Raw genomic sequence first — 25,244 nt, 5'->3', positions numbered from 1 at the left:
TATTTAAAAATACTCTGTCATGCTAATGACGATAGTTTTAATCATAGTAGCAACGATAGGGTATCGCTTTCTATTCTTATACCTTTGTAAATCTATACGTTGGTATGCAATGGGTCTGTTCAACCTTTAATATTCACGATTCCTCAAAACATCTGCTATTAAGTGCTGCGTACTTTAATTGTGTTGTCTATAATGGTGCCTCTTAAAAAGGAAGTAGTTATGAAAAGCATTGAAATAGATGACGATTTATATGCCTTCATCGCCAGCCAGACTAAGCATATTGGTGAGAGTGCATCGCAAATTTTAAGACGTTTACTTTTACCTGAAGACGGAGCTGTATCGCAGGGCTCAAAGCCTAGTGAAGCTTCATCTACGCCTGCAAAAACAAGCGAAACAAAAAGTGCAGACGTTACAGAGTCGACAAGTAAACCAAGCTCGGCGGTAGAAGCAGAAGTGGAGCCTAAAGTACCATCAGCCAAAACTGCTACAAAAGCGTCTAACGCTTCGGTAAGGTCAACAGCGAAAAAAGCCTCGGTTAATAGAACTGCGGCGAAGAAAGCGCCAGCAAAGGCCACGCCTGCAAAAACTGCTGCAGCGAAAACATCCACTGGCACCAAAGCAGTGAAAAAGCCAGCGGCGGCTACTGAAACATCGCTTTCAAACGACGCCCACACCAAGCGAGACATTTTGGATGCCGTGTCAAAAGATGCATTGAGCACCTTTACTAAACGGGTTGATCAGTTCTTGTTTGTTTTAAGTGCAGCGCACAAGCTTAATGCAGAAAATTTTGCGCGTGTTGAAAGCATTAAGGGTAAAAACCGTACTTACTTTGCGACAAGTAAGGAAGCGTTACTTGAAAATGGCAGCAGTACAAATCCCAAAGCTATCCCAGATAGCCCGTTCTGGGTGGTGACAAATAATAACACTGCCAAGAAAACGAACATGCTGGAACAAGTTTTGCGTAACCTAGGTTATCAACCTGATGTAATTGAAACCGTCGTCGCGCGTTTCTCTTCAGAAGGTAAATAGCAAGCCAAGCAACAAATAACGAAACTTCTAAATAAGGACTTTTTTCATGGCATTACATCCGCAGGCTGGAGAGCATGCAGCAAAGGAACAACTCATTAACGTACCACAGTTGGTGAGTCAGTATTACAGCTACAAACCGGATATGAATGACCCGGGCCAAGCGGTTTCCTTCGGTACCTCAGGCCACAGAGGTACCGCTTCAAACGCTACCTTTACCGATACTCACATCAGTGCAATTTGCCAAGCTTTGGTAGAATACCGCAAGCAAGAAGGCATTGACGGCCCGCTATACGTTGGTAAAGATACCCACGCGTTATCTGAACCGGCCATGATCACTGCCATAGAAGTTTTATGTGCCAACGGCGTAGATGTTGTGGTGCAACGTGCAGATAATGAAAGCATGGGTTACACACCAACGCCTGTTATTTCCCGCACTATCATTCGTTATAATCGTGCTGATAATAAAGACAAGGCGGACGGGATCGTTATTACACCTTCTCATAACCCTCCTTCAGACGGCGGCTTTAAATACAATCCCCCACACGGTGGCCCTGCCGATAGCGATGTAACTAAGCAAATTCAAGATCGCGCAAACACGTTAATTGCTGATGGCAACAAAGATGTTCAGCGTATTGATATTCGCCAAGCTACCGAGCGCAAACTGGTTCGTGAAGAAGACTTTATGGAGCCTTACATCGAGGACTTAGCCAAAGTCATCGACATGGAAGCGATTGCAAAAGCGAACTTAAAGCTAGGCACAGACCCATTGGGTGGCGCCGGAGTAGGATATTGGTCGCGTATTTCTGAAAAATACGGGTTAGACATTACGGTGGTTAATGATGCTGTCGACCCTCAGTTTGGTTTTATGCGTCGTGACAAAGACGGCAAGCTTCGCATGGATTGTTCATCTGCTTACGCCATGGCAGGGTTAATTGAGCTAAAAGACAACTTTGACTTAGCATGGGGCAACGATCCAGATTTCGACCGTCATGGTATCGTGTGCAAAAGCGCAGGGCTGATGAACCCTAACCACTATTTGGCCGTGGCGATTAATTATCTTTATACCCACCGTCCAGACTGGCCAAGTGACTTGAATATCGGCAAGACACTCGTATCTAGCAGCATGATTGACCGCGTAGCGAATAGTCTAGGTAAGCCGCTGGCTGAAATGCCTGTTGGCTTCAAATGGTTTGTAGAGGGTCTATCTAACAGCACTATTGGTTTCGCTGGTGAAGAAAGTGCGGGTGGTATTTTTCTAGAGCGTAATGGAAGCACGTGGGCAACAGATAAAGATGGCTTTATTCTTTGTTTGTTGGCAGCAGAAATTCTAGCCGTTACAGGCAAAGATCCTGGCGAGCACTACGAAGCGCTAACGGAAAAATTTGCAGCACCGGTATACAGCCGTGTAGACGTAGCAGCGACCCTTGAGCAAAAGCAGAAACTTTCAGCGATGGATGCGTCTGTAGTCACTAGCGATACCTTAGCAGGAGAGTCTATAACTTCTGTGCAAACTCACGCTTCGGGTAATAATGCAGCCATTGGTGGTGTTAAAGTATCAACAGAAAACGGCTGGTTTGCAGCTCGCCCATCTGGCACCGAGCAGATCTACAAAATTTACGCAGAAAGCTTCAATGGTGAAAGCCACTTACAAGAGTTAATTGGCGAAGCTGAAACGCTGGTAGGTAAAATTATTAAATAAGTACAAAAATAAATCGCTTTGGCGGATTATTTGTAACTAAATTGTAAATGGCCGCATGAATGCATACGAATTCATGCGGCTTTCTTGTAATTTTAACAAAATTATTACAACATTACGTGTGAGTCACTGCTATATTGCTGTCATATTCTGAAGTTATTCTGTAATTAAATTACGCTTTCGGTGTGTGAACACCGCTTTTACTTAAGAGTGAGACGCAAAATGAACGCAAAAGCGACCAAGACGCAACCCTCTCCAGTGATCGATAAGGCTGCATTCAAAGCAGCGGTTATCAAACACTTACACTGCACGCTAGGCACCGACGAAAACAAAGCAAACAACCACGCCTGGTGGAAAGCAACTTGTGCGGCTATTCAAGAGCAAGTGCTTGAAGGATTGCGCAAAACGCAGAAGAGTCACTATTTGAACGACACCCGCGCCGTTCATTACTTCTCGGCCGAATTCCTTATGGGTCGTTTACTTTCAAACAACCTGCAAAACTTTGGCTTGTTCGACGTTGCTGGCGGCGCACTGAAAGAGCTAGGCGTTGAGATTTCAGATATTCTTGAAGAAGAGCCTGACATGGCGCTTGGTAACGGCGGCCTTGGCAGACTAGCAGCGTGTTTTATTGACTCCCTAGCTACCATGGAATTGCCTGCTATTGGGTATGGTATTCACTACGAACACGGTCTGTTCCGTCAGGAAATTAAGAGCGGTGCGCAAATCGAGCGCCCAGATAGCTGGCGTGATTACGGTAACCCTTGGGAAATTTGCCGTCCAGAATCTATACAAGAAGTCTCTCTTTATGGTTACGTAGAAACAAAGTACGGCGAAAATGGTCGCGTGCTTAAAGAGTGGCACCCTGGTTCTATTGTAAAAGGTGTACCATGGGATATTCCGGTTGTAGGCTACGAAGGTAAAACCGTAAACGTACTGCGTTTGTGGCAGTCAGAAGCGTCTGATTACTTTAATTGGGACGTGTTTAATGCGGGTGGCTACGTTGATGCACAGCGTGAAAACGTGCAGGCAGAAACCATCTCAAAAGTGCTTTATCCAAATGATGAAACCGAAGCGGGTAAAGAGCTACGCCTTATTCAGCAATACTTCTTCTGCTCGTGCTCGCTAAAAGATATTATTCGTCGTTACAAGCGCGCCCACGGTGACGATTGGAGCCGTTTCGCAGACCAGGTTGTTATTCAGCTAAACGACACTCACCCAGCTATTTCAATACCAGAGCTAATGCGTATTCTTGTAGATCGCGCAGAGTTAGGTTGGGACGAAGCTTGGGGTATCTGTACCAAAGTATTCGCCTATACCAACCATACCTTGCTGCCAGAAGCGCTTGAAAAGTGGCCTGCCCGCATGATTGAGAAAATTCTTCCTCGTCATTTGGAAATCATCTACGAAATCAACCACCGCTTTATGGCAGAGGTTGATAAGAAGTGGCCTGGCGACAATGCAATGAAGGCTAAGCTTTCAATCATTGAGGAAGGTAACGAAAAGATGGTGCGAATGGGTCACCTTTCGGTAATTGGCTCGTTTGCGGTTAACGGCGTGGCAGAAATGCACTCTCGCCTAGTTAAATCATCGCTTTTCCCTGAATTTGACGAACTCTACCCGGGTAAGCTTACTAACGTGACCAACGGTATTACGCCGCGTCGCTGGCTGAAAGCATGTAACCCTGGGCTATCTAAGCTTATTGATAAGAAAATAGGTGATGATTGGCCAAGAGATTTAGACAAGCTACAGGGCTTGGCAAAATTCGCAAGCAACAAAACGTTCCAAAAGCAATTTATGAAAGTGAAGCTTGAGAATAAAGAGTTGCTAGCAGAAGAGATTCGCAAGTCATTGGATATAGAAGTAGACGTAAACGCTATTTTCGATGTGCAAATTAAGCGCTTGCACGAGTATAAACGTCAGCACTTAGCACTACTTAATATTATGGCGTTGTACCGTCGTATTCTTGAAAATCCAGATTACGATATGCACCCGCGTGTATTTGTATTCGGTGCAAAAGCAGCGCCGGGCTACAAGCTTGCAAAAGACATTATTTACGCGATTAACAAAGTTGCTGACAAGATTAATAACGACCCGCGCGTCAACAACAAGATCAAAGTGGCATTCTTACCAAACTACCGCGTGTCGCTAGCAGAGAAAATGATCCCTGCAGCAGACGTGTCTGAGCAAATCAGTACGGCAGGTAAAGAGGCATCAGGTACAGGTAATATGAAGCTTGCACTCAATGGTGCGGTTACTATTGGTACACTTGACGGGGCCAACGTTGAAATTGCTGAAGAAGTAGGTGATGACAACATCTTTATCTTCGGTCTGACTGTAGAAGAAGTGAACGAGCTTAAAGCTAGCGGCTACAACCCGCACGATTACTACTACAAAGACCCTGAGATTAAAGCGGTGCTGGATTGGTTAGAAACCGATTATTTCACGCCGGGTAAACCAGGTGCTCTGGTATCTATCAAGCAAAGCCTGCTAGATAACGGCGACCCCTACATGGTGCTAGCGGATTTCCGCGCCTATTCTGACGCGCAAATAGCCGTTGATGCTGCGTATCGCGACAAAGAGCGCTGGGCGGAAATGGCTATTATCAACACAGCGAAGATGGGTAAGTTCACTTCAGATCGCTCAATTCGTGACTACGTTGAGCGCGTTTGGAAGCTTTCACCGTGTAAGATTGAAAGCTAATCGCAGAAGCGTATAGAAAGAACCCGGCAGTGTTAAACTAGCCGGGTTTTTTTATTACCTCTTTAAAAAGCGTCTATATTGTTAAATCAGTGCACCCTCACGAGGTATTGCCTTACTTGAAAGGTTTCTTTGGTATTTTATTAACGATAGTTAAGTAGCTATTGGCCAAACAGGGGCACAGAATTAAACAATGTTGTACAAAAGTATAAGAAGGTATGCAAAATTATACGCACGTGTCGTTGCGCCATTTGTATCGGCATGGTCTTATATAAGTAGTTGTTTTTAGTACCTAGAAGCGTAAAGCTCAAGGAAAACATCATGAGCCAACATAGATCACTGGCAACCATACCCAATCGCTATGCGTTTATCGATAGCGTTTTAAAGCAGGCGTCTCAAAGTACCTCTATTTCTTTGATGCTGGTTGATGTTGTGCGTTTTTCAGATGTAACAACGAGTTTAGGTATTCACGTTGGCGACCGTTTCTTGCTTGAAATTGCTAACCGTATTCAACACCTTTTTGGGCAACATGTGCTTATTGGTCGAATTAGCGGCGATGTATTTGGAATTGTTTTTCCCAACGAAAATAAAGAAACTGTAATGCGGCAAATGTTCGAGCGCCTTGTAGAGCATTTCAAAACACCTATGCATTATGACGGCACGGCATTTATTGCTGATTTTAATGTTGGCGTGGTATGCGGCGAAAACGATGGGTTTGAGATTACCGCTTTTGTATCTCGCGCAGAATCTGCATTAAAGCAGGCCAAAGAGAATAAATACGAAAACTACTTTGCACTGACCAAGACAGACAAATCTGATACGGGCAGAAGCTTGGCGCTAAAAGCGGACCTAAAGCGAGCACTTTCCCAAAATGAACTTGAGCTTTATTATCAACCCAAAGTTGACCTGGATACCCTTGAAGTTGTGGGGGCTGAGTGCCTGTTGCGTTGGAACCATCCTCTTGACGGTGTATTGTTTCCCGGGCCGTTAATTGAAGCCGCAGAGTCATACAACATGATGAATGAACTGGGCTACTGGACGTTGGAGCAAGCGTTTAGAGCACTCGCTGAACTGGATGGGCTACGAATGCCGATTGTTCTGTCGGTAAACATTTCACCTACTCAGCTCTACGACAATCAGTTAATACCTACACTGAGAATGTTAAGTGATACCTATGGTTTGCCGCTATCCCTCATTGAATTAGAACTCACCGAAGACGTGGCGCTATCCAATTCACTAATGGTGAAAAAACAGCTAGATGAGCTAAGAAGTCTTGGTGTGGCTATATCGGTAGATGACTTCGGCAAAGGATATTCTAACCTTGCCTATATTCGCGACCTAGATATTGATGCGCTTAAAATAGACAAATCTTTTGTCATGGAATTAGAAACACATCCGGTCAACAGGGCGATTATTGAAGCTGCAAAAGTTATAGGTCACGCTAAGGGGTGTTGTGTAGTCGCTGAGGGTATTGAAACCGTAGAGCAGCTTCATATTCTACGAGAAGTCGGGGTTTCCCAAGGGCAGGGGTATTTATTCTCTCGTGCCGTACCTTTTACTGAATTTGTTCAACTTACTCAGCAAGAGATTATTATCGGTAGTTCGCCAAGAAGGGCACAGGCCTAACTACTGCCAACGCTAGTCAATCGCAATAAACCTAAGTGGCTTTGCACTTTATTGCATCTTGGTTTCTAGACTTTTCAATTTTGGTCACCGATTTAAGTTAAATATTGCTATGCCCTGGTTATTAAAGCGCGGCCTGGGCATGCAAAATATCGCTACCATTACGTGAAAACGTTATTTATTAGTTACAGCCTAGCGCAATAAAACCTTGAGATTAGGTGATTTTGATAGACTGTCTCGGTACACTTAAGTCATTCGAGATTAGACAAAGTCAACAAAGCTCACACTTATGCAAGAACTTATCGAAAGCGGCCAATTTTTAACACTTTCTCGCCGTCAACCCGAGTTATTCGAACGTGCTCACCAATTTACGCTAGCCAATGGTACCGGCGTTAGTATCACTGCGCCTGGCATCATTAGTTTCTCCGTACAGCCTACCTCTACGCCAAGTAAACGCATTGTTTTGTCCTGTGGTGTTCATGGTAATGAAACTGCACCTATCGAAATTTGTGATGAGTTGGTTAAAGGTATCCTCACAGGGGCAATGACGTTAGCACATGATGTGCTGTTTTTATTCGGTAATTTACCGGCCATGGATATTGCTGAGCGCTTTGTCGAAGAGAACATGAACCGATTGTTTAGCGGCGCGCACTCAAAAGGTGAGGGTTTAGTGAACGCCGAACGTGTGCGTGCTAAGCAGTTAGAAGAGGCGGTAGCGTCTTTCTTTGAAGCGGCTGAAGGCACCCGTTATCACTACGATCTGCACACGGCAATACGCGCTTCTAAAAATGAAAAGTTTGCGGTATATCCTTATCTCCACGACAGAGTTCACAGTAAAGGGCAGCTTGCCTTCCTTGCGGCGTGTGGGGTAAAAACCATTCTACTTTCTGAAAGTTCAACCACCACATTTAGTTATTTTTCTTCTTATCAATATAACGCCCATGCGTTTACCGTTGAACTTGGAAAAGTACGTCCGTTTGGGCAGAACGACATGAGCCGGTTTGCTGATGCTAAAAACGCACTCATGCAGCTTATAACGGAACAAGACTTTTCACCTTCGGTAAATATGGACGACCTTGATATCTACCGCGTGAACCAAGTAATAAACCGCCAGGAAGAAGAGTTTACACTCCATTTTGACGACGATACCCCAAACTTCACTGACTACCCTAAAGGCACAGTGTTGGCGTCTGAACCAGGCAAAGAATACGTTGCTGAGCAAGACGGTGAAGCTATTGTTTTTCCTAACGCAAAGGTGGCCATTGGGCAACGCGCCTTATTAACCGTAGTGCCTACCACACTGGATAAGCTAGATGTTTAAACTTGATAGCCGTTTACACAATGATACATTTTTTGTCTGTGATCTCTCGCTGTGTCGTGTACTGTTGATGAACGACAGCCAGTTTCCGTGGCTCATACTGGTGCCTATGAAAAATGATATCGCCGAAATTATCGATTTATCAGAAGATGACCAGGTGGTCTTACTAAGAGAATCTGCGCTGGCTTCAAAGGCGATGCAAGCCATATTTTCACCATTAAAACTAAATGTAGCCGCATTAGGTAACGTGGTAAGACAGCTTCATGTACACCACGTCGCGCGTTTTGAAAACGACTGTGCTTGGCCAAAACCTGTATGGGGTAATCAGCCTACAGTGGCCTATGACACTAATAAAGCGCAAGCACTTGTTGAGACCATTAAGCAATGGTTTGAAGACAACAGCTAGGCAGGTATGCCTAAATAGCGGTAAATTAACGGTTCACAATAAAAGGAGTTACGCATGATTGTTTCAACTACCCCAACTTTGGAAGGTCACAAAATTGAAGCCTATTACGGTATTGTTGTGGGCGAGGCCGTAATGGGCGCAAATGTGTTTAAAGATCTTTTCGCATCTATTCGCGATATTGTAGGCGGACGCTCGGGGTCTTATGAAGAAGAGCTTACCACTGCGCGAAAACTAGCGTTTACCGAACTAGAGCATGAAGCAAGAAGCATGGGCGCAAACGCTGTGGTTGGTATAGATTTAGACTATCAAGTAATTGGAGATAAAGGCAGCATGCTAATGGTGAGCATTAGTAGTACTGCAGTAAAAACGACGCCGATATAAATACAAAAAGTGTATAGTTTTTAAAGTATGCGCTTATCAATTAATTAGAGCGAGGCTAGAGCCCGTTGTTTGTCAACGGGCGCAATGTCTCGCTTTTTTTGTTTATTACCCTCAAAAAAACTTATTAAGGAAATAGAAATGCTACGAAAATGGATGTTTGTCCTATTTGCCGCATGCTCCTGTCAGCTATTTGCGCAGGATGGCCTTCAGTATCAAAAACCGTCTAAAGAAATTCTAGATTTAGTAGATGTTACGCTAGCGCCAGCGACCCTCGTAGATGACGCACAAAAAAATATGGTGCTGTTGTTTCGCGATAACTATAAGTCGATAGAAGACTTATCGAAAGAAGAGCTTCGCTTAGCAGGCCTTAGAATTGACCCTGTCACCAACATTGGAAGTCGTGTCACTTATTATAATAAATTAGAGGTTCAGCGCGTAGGGAGTAAGGATAGCATTGCTGTTAAAGGCATGCCTGAAACCCCGCGTCTTACCAACTTTTCTTGGTCACCGAATCAGCGCTATATGGCGTTTACTCACACTACAAGTAAAGGTGTTGAACTATGGGTGCTTGATATCAAAGCGGCAGCGGCGAGAAAGCTTTTTGATAAACCAATTAATGCGAATATGGGCGATACCTTAAATTGGAATGCAGATAGTCTTTCACTTTTGGTAAAAGTCGTACCCAAAGATAGAAAAGACTTGATCGACACCAGCGTAGCGGTGCCAACGGGACCAACGATTTCAGTAAGCGACGGTAAAAAAGCGCAAAACCGCACATATCAAGACTTGCTGAAAAACAAAAACGACGAGTTTAATTTTGAGCAATTAGCCCGTTCTGAAATTTATAAAGTTCCACTAAAAGGGGAGCCTTCACCTTGGTTAGCATCAGGGATGTATGGCAATGTTAGCGTTTCTCCTGCCGGCGACTATGTAATGGTAGAGGAATATAAGGCACCGTTTTCTTATTTAGTGACCTACCGCCGCTTTCCTCACGCTATTAGCTTGCATAATAAAAATGGAACGCTGGCTAAAACACTTGTCGACGTTCCGCTTATCGAAGACTTACCACAAGGCTTCATGGCTGTTCGTACCGGGCCTCGCGACGTACAGTGGCGCAACGATAAACCAAATACAATTGTATACGCTGAAGCGCTAGACGGGGGAGACCCTGAGACAGAGGTAACGCACCGTGACAAGCTAATGCAGCTTGAAGCGCCATTTAGTGGCGAAGCTGAGCAAATCCTTAAAACAGAAGACAGGTTTTATCGCTTTATTTGGAGCGACGACAGTACTGCAGTAGCCATGGATTATTGGTGGAATACCCGCAATCTCAAAACATATCTGTTTAGCCCTGACCAAAGTAAACCTGCAAAAATTATTTCAAACAGAAGCTATCAAGATAAATACAGCGACCCAGGCAGCTTTGTTACCCGCAAAAATGAATACTTCAAAGATGTACTGGCGCTAGATGGCGAGAATGCGTTTTTGCTGGGAGATGGGTTTACGCCTGAAGGGCAGTTTCCGTTCTTAGATAAGTTCAATCTTAAAACCCTTGAAACATCGCGGGTTTATTTAAGTGAATACACAGATAAATTTGAAGACTTGCGCGATTTCAATATGGAAAACGACCGCTTGTTGGTAAGAATTGAGTCTAAGCGAGACTACCCGAACTACTATTTCCGTAGTTTAAAAGATAAGACGCTGACTCAGTTAACCCACTTTGAAAACCCTTTCGAAAGTATTCAAAACGTTAAGAAAGAGGTGATTACGTACAAGCGTAACGACGGTTTAGATTTGACAGGTACCTTATATTTGCCAACAGATTACGAAGAAGGCAAACGCTACCCTATGATCCTATGGGCTTACCCAGAAGAATTTAAGGATAAATCTAGCGCAGGTCAAAATACACAAAACCCTAATCGTTTTATCTATCCATGGTACGGCTCGCCTATCTATTGGGTAACCAAAGGCTATGTTGTGCTAGACGATGCTTCTTTCCCTATTGTAGGGGAGGGGGACGAAGAGCCTAACGACACCTTTAGGCCTCAGCTAGTTGCCAACGCAAAGGCAGCAATTGATGCGCTAGACGAAAAAGGGCTTATTGACCCTGAGCGTGTCGCGGTAGGCGGGCATAGCTATGGTGCCTTCATGGTGGCAAATCTGTTGTCCCATTCGGATTTGTTCGCTGCCGGTATTGCCCGTTCTGGTGCCTACAATCGTACACTGACCCCGTTTGGTTTTCAGTCGGAAGAGCGCCATTACTGGGATGCGCCAGACGTGTATTACACTATGTCGCCATTTATGCATGCTGAGAAAATGAAGACGCCACTTTTACTCATACATGGCGAAGCAGACAATAATTCGGGAACCTACCCTATGCAAAGTGAACGTTATTTTAACGCTCTGAAAGGCTTAGGCGCAGTGACACGGTTAGTTATGCTGCCAAAAGAAAGTCATGGATACCGTGCAAAAGAAAGCGTATTGCACACCCTTTGGGAACAAGACCAGTGGCTTGAAAAGTATGTGAAAAACAAAGGCGCTAAACAAGCACAATAACCCAAACTAACTTAAGCTATATATTGCTAGCGCATTAAAAAAAGGTGGCACTGTGAAGTGACCACCTTTTTTCTGTATAACTCATTTCTTTTTGTCGGTTTCACTGCCAATTGAATGTACATTTATCTAGCTTTTATCTGTGCCCAGCTTTTCTTTAAAGGTCGCATCGCTAGCACTATCATCATTGTTAGTTTTATCAATAGCTATAGTATCAATAATTAGGGCACAAGCCGCGTCACCGGTAATGTTCAAGGCGGTACGGATCATGTCGAAAATTCTGTCGAGGGCAAACAACAAAGGTAACCCTTCAATAGGAATGCCTGCAGCAAGTAATACGGCAACGACCAAGAATGACGGGCCAGGTACTCCTGCTTGTCCAACGGCGCCAAGGGTAGAAGTTAGGATAATAGCGACATAGGCGCCCATGGATAAATCGATATTGAAAAGCTGCGCAAAAAACACCGCCACTAAGCCGTAATAGATAGCGTTTCCGCTCATATTAATGGTGGCACCTAACGGCAGTACAAACGACGCCGTTGCATTTCTTACACCCAGTTCGTTTTCTACAGTGTTCATAGTAACTGGCAGCGTGGCCATAGATGATGCCGTTGACAACGCCACTGCTTGCGGCTTTTTCATCGCAACAAGAAAAGACTTAGCCGAGGTCTTTGTAAATAGTTGAACCAGTAGGGGGTAGACCACAAAACCAAACACTAAAATAGCAGCAGTAAACACTAAGAAAAGTTTGAACACTACCATGAGCGCGGCAAAGCCGAATGTGCCTACTGCTTCTGCCATCAAGCCAAAAACGCCGATAGGGGCAATTTTCATTACGCAGTTAATCATCCACACCATGGCATCAACAATGGTGTTTACCCCATTTAAAATAGGCTCACGGCTCTTTTTCGGCTGTTTGGAAAGGGCAATGCCGAAGAATAAGCAAAACACTAAAATTTGTAGAATGTTAGCGTTAGTTAATGATGCAAACACATTAGTTGGGATCATGCCTGTCACAGTTGCCCAAAAAGAGGGTAGCTCACCTTTAGAGGCATATTCGCCAGAGAACATGCCTTGCACCGATGATACATCAATACCAATACCAGGCTTAAACACTTCGCCCATTATTAGCGCAAGCGCTACAGCTAGGGCTGAGGTTAAGCCAAAGTAGGCTAGGGTTGATAGCCCCACTTTTCCTGCGTTGGTGCTGTTACCTAGCCCCGCTGCACCTGAGATAAGCGCCACGGCGACCAGTGGAATAACCAGCATTTTTATCAAGTTGATAAAAATAGCTCCCAAAGGTGCGAACATTTCAGCGCTTTCGCCCATAAAAGCACCAACGGCAGTACCAATGATCATAGCAATGACAACTTGAACGCCGATATTGCTAAGTAAGGATTGTTTATTAGACACGTCTAGAACCTCGTAGAGTGTATTTATGTGATGGAAAGATAGTGAGCGGTTTGTGCTTGCAACTAGCCTAAACGGCATACTTTGATGCACACAATGACTAAAAGCACCTAACTAAAAAATTGGATTAGGTGCTCGCTTCAAGCGTCACTATCGATAAAGGGCGGTAATGAGCGATAATAGAGTTGAATGAAAAAGCTATTTCACGGATTTCTTGGCGTTGTCGCCACTACCATTATTTGTTTGTGTCAACGAAGCATGGTCGCCCGCCGTTTCATTCTCGGCATGTGGGCGGCTAGCGTCTTTATTTGGATTGTCGTACTCGTCATCATATTCATCACCTTCATCATCAAAAGGCTTAGAGGGGGTAGGGAATTTAAACTTAGCGCTGTATTTAAGTAACGTAATATTTCCAATAACTACGCCTAATACCAAAACAATAACGATAATGACCCAAGTAGTACTCATAAAAATTCCGTAGGCTAGCGCCCTTTGTTCAAAACGTAGCGATTATACAAGTTAGGCAGCTGGGGCAAAATACACGATTTACCTTCTATACCGCTTTGTTCGATGGCTTGAGTAAAACCGTCTAGGTTTCTGGCACCTTCAAAGGTACTTGCTGTACTTTTAAAGCTCAAATGCCAAGGTTCAACGGCCACACCACCAGTATTGACAGAGAATGGACGGTAGAAACCGAACTGATCCATATTATCAGCTAACCAACAAGAAAGGTTATGGCAGGGGCCGCCACTAAGGTATTCGCTTTCTACAAGGTTAAAGTCGCCGCCCCAATTGTGCACAGCAGCTCTATCGTAAACGTCAATGTCGGTACCCCAATGATGACGACTGCCGCCAGGTAGCGCAGACCAGGTCAAAATTGCATGGAGTTTTTCATTGTCACTTAGCGTTTCGAAAGGAAGTTCTTCGCCGTTAACATCAAGAAGCTGCGCCTGCCCCGTCCACTTGCGGTTAAAAATGGCGGTTTGCCTATCAAAATCACGAAAGCTACTGACTAACTGTAAGTCTATACCGTCATTGTGCGCAGCATCTTGCATAGCAAGAAAGGGCGAAATGACGTCTTGATGAAGCCTATGGCCACTGCCAGCATCAACAAGGTAGTCGTTGTGCTGGCCGAGCCATGCTTGTTGAGGTATCTGATTCATGTACGACAAAAAAACTATTTAGCCAGCAAGCGTTCTAAAATACCGAAATACATATCGGCAAGTTGCTCTAGGTCAGCCATTTTTACGCACTCGTCAATTTTGTGAATAGTGGCGTTGACCGGGCCTAGCTCAATAACTTGTGCTCCCGTGGGCGCAATAAAGCGTCCATCAGATGTGCCGCCAGCAGTAGAGAGTACTGTAGGTGTACCTTTAACTGCAGCAATCGCACCTTGGGTTGCTTCTAATAGCGCGCCTGTATCGGTCAAAAATGGTTGTCCATTAAAGGTCCAGTTTATCTCGTACTCAAAATCGTGGGCGTCTAAAATAGCAGTGACACGTTCAATAAGAAGTTGGTCGGTCACTTCTGTTGAAAAGCGGAAGTTGAAGCAAACGTGAAGTTCGCCTGGTATTACATTACCTGCCCCTGTACCTGCGTGAATATTTGAAATCTGAAAGCTGGTGGGCGGAAAGAAGTCGTTACCGTTATCCCAGTGTGATTTTGCTAATTCATCAAGCGCTGCCATGGCGCTGTGCACAGGGTTGTTAGCTAGATGAGGATAGGCAACATGGCCTTGCACTCCCTTAACAACTAAATCACCCGTTAATGAGCCCCTACGACCATTTTTGACAATATCACCGACTTCGTCTGTTGAAGAGGGTTCACCAACAATACACCAGTCAATCTTTTCATTTCGCGCTTCTAGGGTGTCGATAACGCGTGTAGTACCGTTAATAAATGGGCCTTCTTCGTCGCTCGTAATAAGGTAAGCAATGCTCCCCTTATGATCTGGGTACTTGTTCACAAATTCACGAGTGGCGACTAGCATAGCAGCAAGGCTACCCTTCATGTCGGCAGCGCCGCGGCCGTGCAAATAGCCATCAACTTCTGTCGCGGTAAAAGGTGGTGTTTTCCAAGCCGATTCTGGGCCGCTTGGTACCACATCGGTATGGCCAGCAAAACAAAATACGGGGCCTTCTTTACCTCGGCGAGACCAAAGGTTAGTGGTGTCTTCAAACACCATAGTTTCATTATCAAACCCCAGAGCGCCTAGAAACTCGCCCATGGCCTCTTGGCAGCCCGCATCTTCTGGCGTTACTGAGCGGCGGTTTATGAGTTGCTTAGCAATTTCAATAACAGAGTCGTTTAACAAAATATTTCCTCATACTGTGCAGGCTTAAAACCAATGTAAAAAGCATTGTTGTGATAAAGAATAGGGCGTTTAACCATAGCTGGATGAAGCTCTAACAAAGCGAGCGCTTTGTCTTTATCTAAGCTTGCTTTTTCTTGCTCTTCTAGCTGGCGATAGGTTGTTCCACGTTTGTTTAACATGGTTTCCCAGCCAAGCTCAGACTCAGCGCGTACAAGGAAATCGTTGTCGATACCGTCTTTGCGGTAGTCGTGAAAGGTGAACGGGATATCGTTATCTGCTAACCATTTCTTCGCTTTTTTGATGGTGTCACAGTTAGGGATCCCATAAAGGATTGTGCTCATGGTGATTTATTCCGTACTACTTTGTTGATAGAGGCACAGTTACTAGCGTGCCATTAAGTCCAGTATTTATGCCGGTGCATAAGAAGAAAACGCGAAGCGCGTCTTGAGCACCAACAGGATTTCAGCTGTCGACTTTTCTTATTTGCTACATCATACAAGCAGTTGATACGTTGTTAAACTCACTCGCGATGGTTTTTGGAAGGTTAAAGCCTATATTTAGGTTAAGAATGAAGTTATAGATAGAGTGTTAGAAGTGTGTCTTCACCGGCTTCTACAAATTTTTGGTGAGTGGGCAATACACCGATAAGCGCCTGGGCATTAAGTAAAGTTAACGCACAAGTGTTGCTTACACCACGCTGTTTCAGCCATGCGGCATTTACGGTAAAAAGTACCTGTTTTGGTTTAATTTGCTCTCCGCGCTTTAACGCGCAAACGAATTGTGCGCCATGCAGAGAAGTTGTGTCACCGCCGTATTTAATTTTGCATTTAAGACCAGCAGTAGACTGTATATCTATAGCGTAGTCTAAGGGCGAAATATTAATTACTTTGCCAGCGAAAGGCGAAATCACGGTATTTGAGTTAGAACTTATAGCGGCACCTGGCCCCATAAGCCCATTTTTATAGAAAGGGTCATCAATATCTGAGAGCGATACTACCTGCCCCGAAAACGGACTTAAGGTGACGAATTGCTTGGCAAAACTTTCTGGCGGGCACTGTAATTGCTTAGCTTTCACTATTTTAAATGTCCTGATTTACGGTATAGCCCGCGCCTTTAAGAGCGCTGATAGCATCTTTTAGTTTGTTATCTTTTACTAAGAAGAAATCGGTATCAAAGGTTGAAACGACAAAAATTGCGACTTTAGCTGATGCTAATACTTCGCCTATTTGTGCCATGATCCCTACCATAGACAAGTGTAAAGGTCCTAGCAACTCAAGGGCACGCCAACCTTCATCGCTATCAAGGGAGGGAACATTGATAGAATCTGGCACAACGATAGACAACTCATCTTCTGTTTTACCTAGAAAAAATAATGGGCTATTGAGTACAGAAGCTGGGATATCACTTTCTGGATCCAAGCTATGAATTGTAAACAAAGATTCTCTAACTAGCAGTGTTTGTTTTGGCATGAAAAACCGGAAAAAAGATAACTTCGAAGATATTCACATTAAACCACTAACTGTGATTAAGTGCTACGTGTTATCCACTTAATCTGTGGATAAGTTTGTTGAGTAGTTTGGGGTCTTATTGTAAGTTACTGATATTAAATGATTAAATAAACTGTACAAACAATGGTCAGTGGATAACATTCTCAAATTAACAAGCATTTTCCACAGGCCATGTCTACAACTAAAATAAAAAATGTTTGGTCATTTTGCAATTTCTTAGCTTGACAAGCGTCACTTTTTTAAAAAATTTAGAACATTAAGAAGCGGCGGCTAACCGGGGATCTGCCGCTTAAAAACTGTTGTTTGAAACCGTGAGTAAGTTAAATCGATCTTTTATTTAACAAATATTTCGGAACGTACTAGAGTCAGAAACAAGGCGGAGGGTTTACTCCAATGTGCAGGAACAAGATTTAAGTTAAGTTTTGGGTCAATGTTTGGATCAAGGCACAGCAAAAGCATGATTCTGTTATAACAAAACAGCTATAGCAAAACAGTTATATTGCACGTTTAGCGCAAGCTTTGACCAAAGCGATTGACCTTATTCCTAACTCTAACAAAAGAGAAAAAGACAATGTCAGATTCTTCATGGTGCGATATTACTGTAGAAAATGCAGATGAACTCGTCAGTTTTTATGAAGCTGTGATGAAATGGAAGAAAGAACCTATTGATATGGGGGGCTACAATGATTACGTCATGCTGAAGCCTGACGGCACGCCAGTAGGCGGTATTTGTCATAAGCAAGGTGTTAATGCGCAGTATCCCGGCGGGTGGATTAATTATTTTACGGTGGAAAATCTTGAGTCAGCGTTAAATGCGGTCACTGAAAAGGGCGGTAAGCAGGTGGGTGACATACGTCACCATGGCAAAGACAGCTTCTGTGTGATCCTTGACCCAAGTGGTGCTGCTTGTGCGCTTTATGAAAAAGGGCAAAGTTAAACAGGGGTTTAATACCACCACAATTAGAAATAGCGCACTAAGAGAGCAAAACGAAAAATAAAAAAGGCAGCGTGTAGAGCTACTCGCTGCCTTTCTAGATAGCCTATTAAGCGATTTTACTCGCCTAGCGCGAAGAGATTACTCATTCAGTTCGAGGCGTTTACTTGTTCAGCACACCGCGGTTAACTTGATCCCGTTCAATAGATTCAAACAGGGCTTTGAAGTTACCCTCTCCGAAACCTTCATCTTGCTTGCGCTGAATAAATTCAAAGAACACCGGGCCAAATACGGTTTCAGAAAAAATCTGAAGTAACAAGCGTGGTTCACCATTCTCGGTAGTACCATCAAGCAAAATACCGCGTTTTTGAAGTTCGTCTACGTTTTCACCGTGACCAGGTAGGCGCTCTTCTAGCATTTCATAATAGGTATTGGGCGGAGGGGTCATAAACTTCATGCCTCTTGCTTTCAGCTTATCTAAGCACGCTACCAAATCGTCACAAGCGAAAGCGATATGCTGTATACCTTCACCGTTATACTTCATTAAAAATTCTTCGATTTGGCCGCCACCGCCAACCGCTTCTTCGTTTAGCGGTATACGAATTTTACCGTCTGGCGCTGTCATAGCTTTCGACAGCAGGCCAGTATATTCGCCTTTAATGTCGAAGTAGCGAATTTCTCTGAAATTAAATAGCTTTTCGTAAAACCCTGCCCAGAAATCCATGCGACCGCGATATACATTATGGGTAAGGTGGTCAAGGGTGTGGAATCCACATCCCTCAGGATGGCGATCTACCCCTTCAACCCAGTTGAAGTCGATATCATAGATAGTGTTCTCGCCTTCATAACGGTCAATAAGGTACAGCATAGCGCCACCAATACCTTTTATTGCGGGTAGTTTCAATTCCATTGGGCCTGTGTGTGTGTCCATAGGCTGGGCACCGCGAGAAAGTACTTCTTTATAAGCGTGCTGGGAATCTTTAACGCGAAAAGCCATGCCACACGCTGAAGGACCGTGCTCTTCAGCATAGTAGCCTGCATGGCAGTTTTTTTCGTAGTTACTCAACAGGTTGATGTCGCCCTGACGCCATAGCTCAACGTCTTTTGATTTGTGGCGTGCAACAAGGGTAAAGCCCATTGCTTCAAAGATAGGCTCTAGTATGCCTTTTTCTGGCGCAGTGAACTCTAGAAATTCGAACCCATCCAATCCAATTGGGTTTTCAAACAAATCAGCCATAGCAATACATCCTCAACGTAAATCATATTTTATAATTGTTACTCGATTGTAAGGCTGCAGTGAAAAATCAGGCAATAGGTGGTGCGCATGACCGTTTTAATGATGGAAAGCGAGGCTGTAACGTTTAGTTTTCACCTGCGGTTGTAACGCTAGGTTAAAGCAAATGATTTTGCTCTAACCTGTTGAACATAATGCAAATATAACAAGTTTTGCGGCTGATGCCTGTGTTCATAAATTGATACAGGTAATAAAACGAGTAAACCTTTTAATACTAGCTAAGATAAGGGGAAGTAGCTCGCTTACTTCTGCCCATCATAATATTTCTTAAGACCTTTCCAACACGCCAAATAGTCTTGTTGGCGGATGTCATTATTTAAAGCAAATTCCGTCGGAGCAATGGCATAGCGAGACTCAAACATAAACGCCAATGTGTTTTCGTAGCGTTCGGGTGCTAACTCAGCGTTAGATGCTTTTTCGAAAACTTCAGCTTCAGGTCCATGTGGCGTCATGCAGTTGTGAAGGCTCATACCACCCGGCACGAAGCCATGTTCTTTTGCATCGTACGTCCCTTCAATAAGCCCCATAAATTCACTCATGATATTTCTGTGGTAATAAGGTGGGCGAAAGGTATTTTCCGCTACCATCCACCTGGGTGGAAAAATAACGAAGTCTACGTTCGCTGTACCCTCTAGCTCAGACGGTGAGGTTAGCACGGTGAAAATAGACGGGTCAGGATGATCGAAACTTACGGTATTTATTACGTTAAAACGAGAAAGATCGTATTTGTAAGGCGCAGAATTACCTACCCAAGCCACTACATCAAAAGGGGAATGATCAAGTTTGGCTTCAAATAGGTTACCGCAGAACTTGTTGACCATGGTATGAGGCGTATCGTTATCTTCAAACCAAGCCGTGGGGTAAAAAAAGTCTCGTTGGTTAGCATAGCCATTTGCGCCAACCGGGCCGCGTTCGGGCAATACAAAAGGGTGGCCGTAGTTTTCGCATACATACCCACGAATTGTTCCATTAGTTGGGTCAACAGCGAAACGAACACCTCGAGGGATAACCGCAATTTCACCCACAGACAAATTGAGCTTGCCGAATTCGGTGGTAATGAGCATATCGCCAAGCTGAGGGACAATAAGCATTTCACCATCAGATGAATAGAAAACACGGTTTTGCATATTAGCATTAGCACTGTAGCAGTGTATGCCCATACCCACTTGCGTCTTAGCATCCCCGTTAGTGGCAATGGTGATGAGCGAATCTACAAAATCAATCTCTTGTTCAGGAAGAGGCACCGGACTCCATCTCAATACATTAGGTGGACAATGCACGTCAGTCTCTGGCGCAGTTCTCACCAGGCCATTATCAACTCTTTTAAAGTCACCCATTGCGATAGATGGACGTAGGCGATACATCCAGCTGCGGCGATTCTCAGCCCTAGGGGCGGTAAATGCAGTGCTGCTAAACTGTTCAGCATAGAGCTTATAGTTCACCTTCTGCGGGCTGAACTGACCTTTAGGAAGTGCGCCTGGCAGCGCTTCAGTTTCATGTTCGTTGTTAAAGCCCGTTAAATAAGACAAGTTATCCATATACGCTCCAATAGGCAGGGCCAGTGTTAGTCTCTGCTCCCAGACCAATAATAAAGTAGTTGCAAATGAAACTATGTGATTTAGGCTAGAGGTAAATGAAATGTAAATCAATAATGCGTGTCTGGTTGGCGTGATAAAGGTAAAGCAGGTTTCGGTACGCTAGCTTTACACACATTGTATTAAGCGTTAACAGGCTTGCTTTTACAAAGGAAGTAGCACATGAAGCTAGACGATATGCTTGCCTATAAGGTGGCCATGCTAGCAAGCGATTTAAGTGAGTCCCTCGCAAAGGAATACGCTGAATATAAGCTCACCAATCCACAGTGGCGTATCATTGCCACGTTAGGCGCTACGAATGATAGTGCGCCAGAGGCTTCGCTAACAGCAAAAGAACTCGCTATGGCAACGCGTCTCGATAAGGTTCAAGTTTCACGAGCGTTGGAGCGACTGGTGAAACGAGACGCTATCCATAAACGTGCCTGTGCAGATGATAAGCGTGCCACGCTTATTTCACTGTCCATAAAAGGAGAACAAATTTATCAAACCTTGTTACCAAAAATCACTCGCTGGCAAAATAAGCGCTTAGAAAATATCACTGACGATGAGTACCAAATATTTCTAAAAGTGATAGATGCACTCAGGCCTTAAAATTCGGGTGAAATCCCTGTTAAGTCTGGTCTGAGCAGATGTGAGGCTATCGCCATAAAGGTTACTTTTACCCCTCTAACTGTTAAATTCCCCTGAACTTATTAAATGGTGCAGCTTAGGCGTTTACTAATTGCGGCTTGTTGCCCTAGAGGTATGTAAAAAATCGCTATTAATTAGCGCTTGTAGTAAAGCTTGTATTGAAGCTTCATCTAAAAAACTTAGCAAGGAAATTGAGTGGCACCCTTAGACATATATGCAGGTAAGAAAGCACGTGAAACTATAATGAAAAACGGGTTTACGCCCGAGTTGTTTAGTTACTTCCTGGGGGCTTCTGGCGGCCCTAAATGGTTTTCACTAGCGGGCCTAGACCGCGTGCTATTTCCTGAATGGTTTGCCAATATTGACCATCAAATACATGTTATAGGCTCATCAGCAGGTGCGTTTCGAGCAATTTGCGCTGTCCAAGACGACCCCTTGGCTGCCATAAACCGTCTAGCGACGTCTTACTCGACAACAACGTACAGCGAAAAACCAACACCGAGAGAAATTACCGCTAAAGCTGAAGAATTGTTGAAAGAAATGGTAAACGAAGTAGGCAAGCAAGAGGTGCTGTCTAACTCTCGCTTCAAAGCCCACCTTATTGTTGCTAAGTGTTTAGGCGCTACCCGCTTTGAAAGTAAATTCAGACAGCTTTCGGGCTTAGCTATGAGCGCAGCGGCTAACACGGTTAATCGCAAAAATTTGTCGCGCTTATACACACGTTATGTCTTTTCTACTCCGAATACGGACTTTGCTATTAACGACCCATACCAGCTGCCTACAAAGTACCATGAGCTGACACAGGGAAACATACACACAGCATTACTAGCATCGGGTTCAATTCCTGTTGTGATCGAAGGTGTACCGGAAATTGAAGGTGCGCCTGTAGGTATGTATCGCGATGGCGGTATTATCGACTACCATTTTGATCTGTCGTTTGGACCGGATGAAGGTTTAGTGCTGTATCCGCACTTTTACAATAAACCTATCCCGGGATGGTTCGATAAGGGCTTAAAGGGTAGGGTGCCCCATAGTTCGAGCTACGATAATGTGGTGATGTTAGTCCCTTCAGCTTCTTTTGTAGCAAATTTACCTTACAGCAAAATTCCGGACAGGAAAGATTTTGAAGTGCTCGATGCTGACACGCGCATTAAATACTGGCAAACGGTACTAAAGGAGACCGACAGGCTGGGTGAATACTTTATGCGTGCTGTAAACGACGGAACCTTAGTGGACGCTATCAAGCCGCTTCCATTTAATATGATATAAAACGGACTGGTTAATTGTTAGGTAAATGGCTAATTGCTGTCAAATTAGTCACTTGAACCTTCTTTTAATAAGTTTTTCTTGCAGGTGGCGCCTATGCTAAGTATTATACGCGCCGTTGTCCGGCATTCGCCCACCTTACAGGTGCAACACAATTCTATATGCGTCTATAGCTCAGTTGGTTAGAGCGCTACCTTGACATGGTAGAGGTCCCCTGTTCGAATCAGGGTAGACGCACCATCTATTTTTCTTCCAAAAGTTTTTTCCGTCGTTATTTTAAAAATATTTGAATTTCTTAACTGATTGACGACATTGAATTAATCGGAATTAAGCAGCTTTTTCAGAATTTCTGTTTCTTTTCGTTTTTTCCTCTGAAAACAGATGAATACTGTCAGGATGGTCACGCGTGGTCACAATTCGTGACCATCCGTGACCAAATCTAGACTTCACTCCCTAGCTATTTGCCGTTAAAAAGTCATACAGATTTCCTATTACGGCATTTTGTATTTAACAAAGTCACCCAAGAATATTTCCCAATTCTGCTTCGCACAACCACGCATTAAATTGTGCAATGCTGTTTTTTCATGAGGTTTTTGTGAAGTGGCGTTACGAAATAATATGCTGTTTGAAAATATGCCGTAACCGTTTGTCGCGCAGTTAACATTAAACAACGTGACCCCATCAATCGATGCAAATGCAATATATTCATTATCTCCAGTATTTCTGAAGAATAAATGCAGGCGCACTTGATTATCTAAAAGCAAGAAGTGGCCATCAGAAGAGAATAAGTCGTCTTTTAACCGTAAATTTGGATGAGCGCACAAAAGTAATATGGATTCTGCGGAAATAGACATTTCTGATTCAAAGGCGTATTTCTTCACTTTTACGAGCTTTAAGCAGCCGCTTTTTAATGTCGAGCGATGCATGCCTTTTTCAGCAGAAGCTTTTTTTAAGCTGCTAAATGTGCGCCCTTCTGAATCTGTGACGATTAAGGCATTGCTATGTCGAGTAGGGGAGTGACTGGGAAAATCAAGCCACTCTCTAATGCGTCTTCGCCTTAAAGATAAACATTTACCTACGCTACCTGCTTTAATTTTCTCCTGAGCCGCAAATTGTTCTATACGGTCTTGATAGTTCATCGTTGGCAGTTTTCGCTCTACAATTTCAAGCGCTTCATAAATATTCCATCCGCAGCGGACTCGTTCGAGCACTTTATCGCTATTTAATCCAAAGGCTCTGGCTGCAGCAGACAAGCTGTCATAAACCTGACCTTGTACTTCAACTTGCTTATTATTAGATACATGAGATGTCATGGAATTACTCCTTTCAGTTAAATTCCACAACTGTGTGTTAATTTTTGAGCTTTTCAAAAACTATCGAACCGAGAAACTAAAAGTGGGCCTATAGAAAGAATAAGTGAAGTGAGAAAAATTAAACGCCCCCGGCACTGTTAAAAAAACTCGAAGGCACTCGAAGATGAACGAATAGTGGGCATCGGCGCGTAACTGAGGCCCGACGCGAGTGTGTTCTTAAGTTCTGATATAGTTTTTATCTAGTGACAAAGTAATATATCTCTGTAATAGGAAAGGCTCTTGTCTGTCTCGTAAGTATACCTTAGCTTGAAGTACATACTCACCGTTTGCCAATTCTTTTAAAAGGAATCTATTTTGTTTTCGCGATCTAGTTTGTATGGGTTCTTCGTAACTTTTATGCAAGAAATACTCAACGTATTTGACTCTATCCAATGCTCCTTTGTAGTAAGAATCTACAACAACTCTAATATCGTAATGCGGGATTCCGGTTAAACCAGTTCTTGCTTGAAATTCTGCTTGCTTCTCCTCTCGCAGAAAAGAAATGTGGTTCAGAAAGACGTAGTCTGCAGGAATTTTTTCTGCTTCAACTAGCTCAGTCTGCGCTGGCTGCCCTGCTCCTATGGCAACACTTGCTGGCTCGACAGATAGCTCTACATACTCACTAACTTTTAGAGAAAAACCACCCCCTGAATTTTTTGAGTGCATAAAAAGGTTCCATGCGAAGAAAAGCGCAAACCCTATTAAGCAAAATTCAATGATCTTAAAAACGACTTCAATCACCTGGCTAATTTCCATTGTTTACCCTCCGTCCGTGACATAAATGGTCTTACTTATTAAATGTGGACATCCATGTTGAACGTATGCCACTTCGTATTTATATGGCTTGCATAGCACAGTGTTTTTTTACAGGGGGGCGTTACAACAAAATTTTATTTCTTAAAGTGAGTTGAATTTCTCCCCGAAAATCAGTTTGATTTCTATGAGATTAGTCAATTATTCCACCACGATATTGTCTCAGCAATTGGATCTTCTATCCATGCTGAAAGTTTCACCGATACTTATTGCTAGGTTGTGGTATTGTATGAAACTAAATTACATAGATCTGTTATTATGAACTATTAACTCAAGTTATACACTCCGATGATTAAACGCGCTATTGAGATATCGCACGAGTAGGCTACTTAATCATATGTGGCAATGAAATCCCTGTTCACAATAGTTATTGAGTATAAACCCGTGACCGTGGTCAAATAATATCCAATCAGTTTCACTTACGT

22 protein-coding genes and 1 tRNA gene are annotated in these 25,244 nt (G+C 43.7%); 12 read left to right on the top strand and 11 right to left on the bottom strand.

The features are described from left to right. Positions 1–219: 219 nt before the first annotated feature. The 8 genes from seqA (at position 220) to ACYTPF_RS02635 (ending at position 11,706) form a co-directional block, all read left to right on the top strand. On the top strand, positions 220–1,029 hold the full coding sequence (gene seqA / locus ACYTPF_RS02670) for a replication initiation negative regulator SeqA (protein ID WP_461851123.1): 810 nt from the start codon (positions 220–222) through the stop codon (positions 1,027–1,029). Between the two features lie 46 nt (positions 1,030–1,075). After that, the gene (pgm, locus tag ACYTPF_RS02665; protein WP_461851122.1) at positions 1,076–2,728 is read left to right on the top strand and encodes a phosphoglucomutase (alpha-D-glucose-1,6-bisphosphate-dependent); all 1,653 of its coding nucleotides are present in this window, start codon (positions 1,076–1,078) and stop codon (positions 2,726–2,728) included. Between the two features lie 219 nt (positions 2,729–2,947). Continuing rightward, a complete protein-coding gene (locus ACYTPF_RS02660) occupies positions 2,948–5,425 on the top strand; it encodes a glycogen/starch/alpha-glucan phosphorylase (protein WP_179982989.1) in 2,478 nt (825 codons plus the stop codon). A gap of 318 nt (positions 5,426–5,743) precedes the next feature. Continuing rightward, positions 5,744–7,048 (top strand): putative bifunctional diguanylate cyclase/phosphodiesterase, encoded by a 1,305-nt coding sequence (locus ACYTPF_RS02655; RefSeq protein WP_461851121.1) that lies wholly within the window; start codon positions 5,744–5,746, stop codon positions 7,046–7,048. Between the two features lie 286 nt (positions 7,049–7,334). After that, positions 7,335–8,366, top strand: a complete 1,032-nt coding sequence (astE, locus tag ACYTPF_RS02650) for a succinylglutamate desuccinylase (protein ID WP_461851120.1) — start codon at positions 7,335–7,337, stop codon at positions 8,364–8,366. Continuing rightward, positions 8,359–8,769: an HIT domain-containing protein gene (locus ACYTPF_RS02645; protein WP_461851119.1), complete on the top strand. Its 411-nt coding sequence runs from the start codon at positions 8,359–8,361 to the stop codon at positions 8,767–8,769. The genes astE and ACYTPF_RS02645 overlap by 8 nt, the downstream gene beginning before the upstream one ends. A gap of 54 nt (positions 8,770–8,823) precedes the next feature. Then, on the top strand, positions 8,824–9,150 hold the full coding sequence (locus tag ACYTPF_RS02640; RefSeq protein ID WP_461851118.1) for a heavy metal-binding domain-containing protein: 327 nt from the start codon (positions 8,824–8,826) through the stop codon (positions 9,148–9,150). Positions 9,151–9,288: 138 nt separating this feature from the next. After that, a complete protein-coding gene (locus tag ACYTPF_RS02635; protein ID WP_461851117.1) occupies positions 9,289–11,706 on the top strand; it encodes an alpha/beta hydrolase family protein in 2,418 nt (805 codons plus the stop codon). A 126-nt stretch (positions 11,707–11,832) separates the two neighbouring features. On the opposite strand, the gene ACYTPF_RS02630 is transcribed toward ACYTPF_RS02635, so the two are convergent. The 7 genes from ACYTPF_RS02630 to ACYTPF_RS02600 all read right to left on the bottom strand — a co-directional run bounded on the left by ACYTPF_RS02630 (position 11,833) and on the right by ACYTPF_RS02600 (position 16,896). Continuing rightward, positions 11,833–13,116 carry a dicarboxylate/amino acid:cation symporter gene (locus ACYTPF_RS02630; RefSeq protein WP_461851116.1) on the bottom strand — a complete coding sequence of 428 codons (1,284 nt, stop codon included), beginning with the start codon at positions 13,114–13,116 and terminating at the stop codon, positions 11,833–11,835. 195 nt (positions 13,117–13,311) lie between these two features. Further along, positions 13,312–13,581, bottom strand: a complete 270-nt coding sequence (locus tag ACYTPF_RS02625; RefSeq protein WP_461851115.1) for a DUF2897 family protein — start codon at positions 13,579–13,581, stop codon at positions 13,312–13,314. A 14-nt stretch (positions 13,582–13,595) separates the two neighbouring features. Beyond that, positions 13,596–14,276 (bottom strand): M15 family metallopeptidase, encoded by a 681-nt coding sequence (locus ACYTPF_RS02620; protein WP_461851114.1) that lies wholly within the window; start codon positions 14,274–14,276, stop codon positions 13,596–13,598. Positions 14,277–14,290: 14 nt separating this feature from the next. Beyond that, positions 14,291–15,427 carry a succinyl-diaminopimelate desuccinylase gene (gene dapE / locus ACYTPF_RS02615; protein ID WP_461851113.1) on the bottom strand — a complete coding sequence of 379 codons (1,137 nt, stop codon included), beginning with the start codon at positions 15,425–15,427 and terminating at the stop codon, positions 14,291–14,293. Beyond that, positions 15,421–15,768 carry an ArsC family reductase gene (locus tag ACYTPF_RS02610; RefSeq protein ID WP_461851112.1) on the bottom strand — a complete coding sequence of 116 codons (348 nt, stop codon included), beginning with the start codon at positions 15,766–15,768 and terminating at the stop codon, positions 15,421–15,423. The genes dapE and ACYTPF_RS02610 overlap by 7 nt, the downstream gene beginning before the upstream one ends. Before the next feature lie 233 nt (positions 15,769–16,001). Further along, positions 16,002–16,502 carry a PTS sugar transporter subunit IIA gene (locus ACYTPF_RS02605; protein WP_179982997.1) on the bottom strand — a complete coding sequence of 167 codons (501 nt, stop codon included), beginning with the start codon at positions 16,500–16,502 and terminating at the stop codon, positions 16,002–16,004. Positions 16,503–16,506: 4 nt separating this feature from the next. Further along, complete coding sequence (locus tag ACYTPF_RS02600) at positions 16,507–16,896, bottom strand: ACT domain-containing protein (RefSeq protein ID WP_179982998.1); 390 nt, start codon at positions 16,894–16,896, stop codon at positions 16,507–16,509. A 610-nt stretch (positions 16,897–17,506) separates the two neighbouring features. Between ACYTPF_RS02600 and ACYTPF_RS02595 the strand changes: the two genes are divergently transcribed. Further along, entirely contained in the window at positions 17,507–17,872 is a 366-nt protein-coding gene (locus ACYTPF_RS02595; protein WP_461851111.1) for a VOC family protein, read from the top strand. Positions 17,873–18,032: 160 nt separating this feature from the next. Here the strand turns inward: ACYTPF_RS02595 and hppD are convergent, their stop codons facing one another. Together hppD and hmgA are read right to left on the bottom strand one after the other, a co-directional pair. After that, positions 18,033–19,106, bottom strand: a complete 1,074-nt coding sequence (gene hppD / locus ACYTPF_RS02590) for a 4-hydroxyphenylpyruvate dioxygenase (RefSeq protein ID WP_269916287.1) — start codon at positions 19,104–19,106, stop codon at positions 18,033–18,035. A gap of 299 nt (positions 19,107–19,405) precedes the next feature. Next, positions 19,406–20,701, bottom strand: a complete 1,296-nt coding sequence (gene hmgA, locus ACYTPF_RS02585; protein ID WP_461851110.1) for a homogentisate 1,2-dioxygenase — start codon at positions 20,699–20,701, stop codon at positions 19,406–19,408. A 219-nt stretch (positions 20,702–20,920) separates the two neighbouring features. On the opposite strand from hmgA, the gene ACYTPF_RS02580 reads away from it, so the two are divergent. The 3 genes from ACYTPF_RS02580 (at position 20,921) to ACYTPF_RS02570 (ending at position 22,894) form a co-directional block, all read left to right on the top strand. After that, positions 20,921–21,349, top strand: a complete 429-nt coding sequence (locus tag ACYTPF_RS02580; protein ID WP_461851109.1) for a MarR family winged helix-turn-helix transcriptional regulator — start codon at positions 20,921–20,923, stop codon at positions 21,347–21,349. Positions 21,350–21,583: 234 nt separating this feature from the next. Further along, entirely contained in the window at positions 21,584–22,657 is a 1,074-nt protein-coding gene (locus ACYTPF_RS02575; protein ID WP_179983003.1) for a patatin-like phospholipase family protein, read from the top strand. Between the two features lie 160 nt (positions 22,658–22,817). Beyond that, positions 22,818–22,894, top strand: a tRNA-Val gene (locus ACYTPF_RS02570). 251 nt (positions 22,895–23,145) lie between these two features. Here the strand turns inward: ACYTPF_RS02570 and ACYTPF_RS02565 are convergent. Beyond that, on the bottom strand, positions 23,146–23,967 hold the full coding sequence (locus ACYTPF_RS02565; RefSeq protein WP_461851108.1) for a hypothetical protein: 822 nt from the start codon (positions 23,965–23,967) through the stop codon (positions 23,146–23,148). A 216-nt stretch (positions 23,968–24,183) separates the two neighbouring features. Further along, positions 24,184–24,762: a pYEATS domain-containing protein gene (locus tag ACYTPF_RS02560; RefSeq protein ID WP_461851107.1), complete on the bottom strand. Its 579-nt coding sequence runs from the start codon at positions 24,760–24,762 to the stop codon at positions 24,184–24,186. Positions 24,763–25,244 lie beyond the last annotated feature (482 nt).

The organism is Alteromonas sp. HB246098 (assembly GCF_054890645.1).
Note: the sequence above shows the minus strand (reverse complement) of the source record. Positions and strands in the feature narration are given on the sequence as shown.

Coding starts and splice junctions, on each gene's coding strand:
- ACYTPF_RS02625 (WP_461851115.1), bottom strand. CDS start 13,581: ATGAGTACTACTTGGGTCATTATCGTTATTGTTTTGGTATTAGGCGTA.
- pgm (WP_461851122.1), top strand. CDS start 1,076: ATGGCATTACATCCGCAGGCTGGAGAGCATGCAGCAAAGGAACAACTC.
- ACYTPF_RS02645 (WP_461851119.1), top strand. CDS start 8,359: ATGTTTAAACTTGATAGCCGTTTACACAATGATACATTTTTTGTCTGT.
- ACYTPF_RS02580 (WP_461851109.1), top strand. CDS start 20,921: ATGAAGCTAGACGATATGCTTGCCTATAAGGTGGCCATGCTAGCAAGC.
- ACYTPF_RS02610 (WP_461851112.1), bottom strand. CDS start 15,768: ATGAGCACAATCCTTTATGGGATCCCTAACTGTGACACCATCAAAAAA.
- seqA (WP_461851123.1), top strand. CDS start 220: ATGAAAAGCATTGAAATAGATGACGATTTATATGCCTTCATCGCCAGC.
- ACYTPF_RS02600 (WP_179982998.1), bottom strand. CDS start 16,896: ATGCCAAAACAAACACTGCTAGTTAGAGAATCTTTGTTTACAATTCAT.
- astE (WP_461851120.1), top strand. CDS start 7,335: ATGCAAGAACTTATCGAAAGCGGCCAATTTTTAACACTTTCTCGCCGT.
- ACYTPF_RS02565 (WP_461851108.1), bottom strand. CDS start 23,967: ATGACATCTCATGTATCTAATAATAAGCAAGTTGAAGTACAAGGTCAG.
- ACYTPF_RS02635 (WP_461851117.1), top strand. CDS start 9,289: ATGCTACGAAAATGGATGTTTGTCCTATTTGCCGCATGCTCCTGTCAG.
- hmgA (WP_461851110.1), bottom strand. CDS start 20,701: ATGGATAACTTGTCTTATTTAACGGGCTTTAACAACGAACATGAAACT.
- ACYTPF_RS02660 (WP_179982989.1), top strand. CDS start 2,948: ATGAACGCAAAAGCGACCAAGACGCAACCCTCTCCAGTGATCGATAAG.
- ACYTPF_RS02655 (WP_461851121.1), top strand. CDS start 5,744: ATGAGCCAACATAGATCACTGGCAACCATACCCAATCGCTATGCGTTT.
- ACYTPF_RS02595 (WP_461851111.1), top strand. CDS start 17,507: ATGTCAGATTCTTCATGGTGCGATATTACTGTAGAAAATGCAGATGAA.
- ACYTPF_RS02620 (WP_461851114.1), bottom strand. CDS start 14,276: ATGAATCAGATACCTCAACAAGCATGGCTCGGCCAGCACAACGACTAC.
- hppD (WP_269916287.1), bottom strand. CDS start 19,106: ATGGCTGATTTGTTTGAAAACCCAATTGGATTGGATGGGTTCGAATTT.
- ACYTPF_RS02560 (WP_461851107.1), bottom strand. CDS start 24,762: ATGGAAATTAGCCAGGTGATTGAAGTCGTTTTTAAGATCATTGAATTT.
- ACYTPF_RS02640 (WP_461851118.1), top strand. CDS start 8,824: ATGATTGTTTCAACTACCCCAACTTTGGAAGGTCACAAAATTGAAGCC.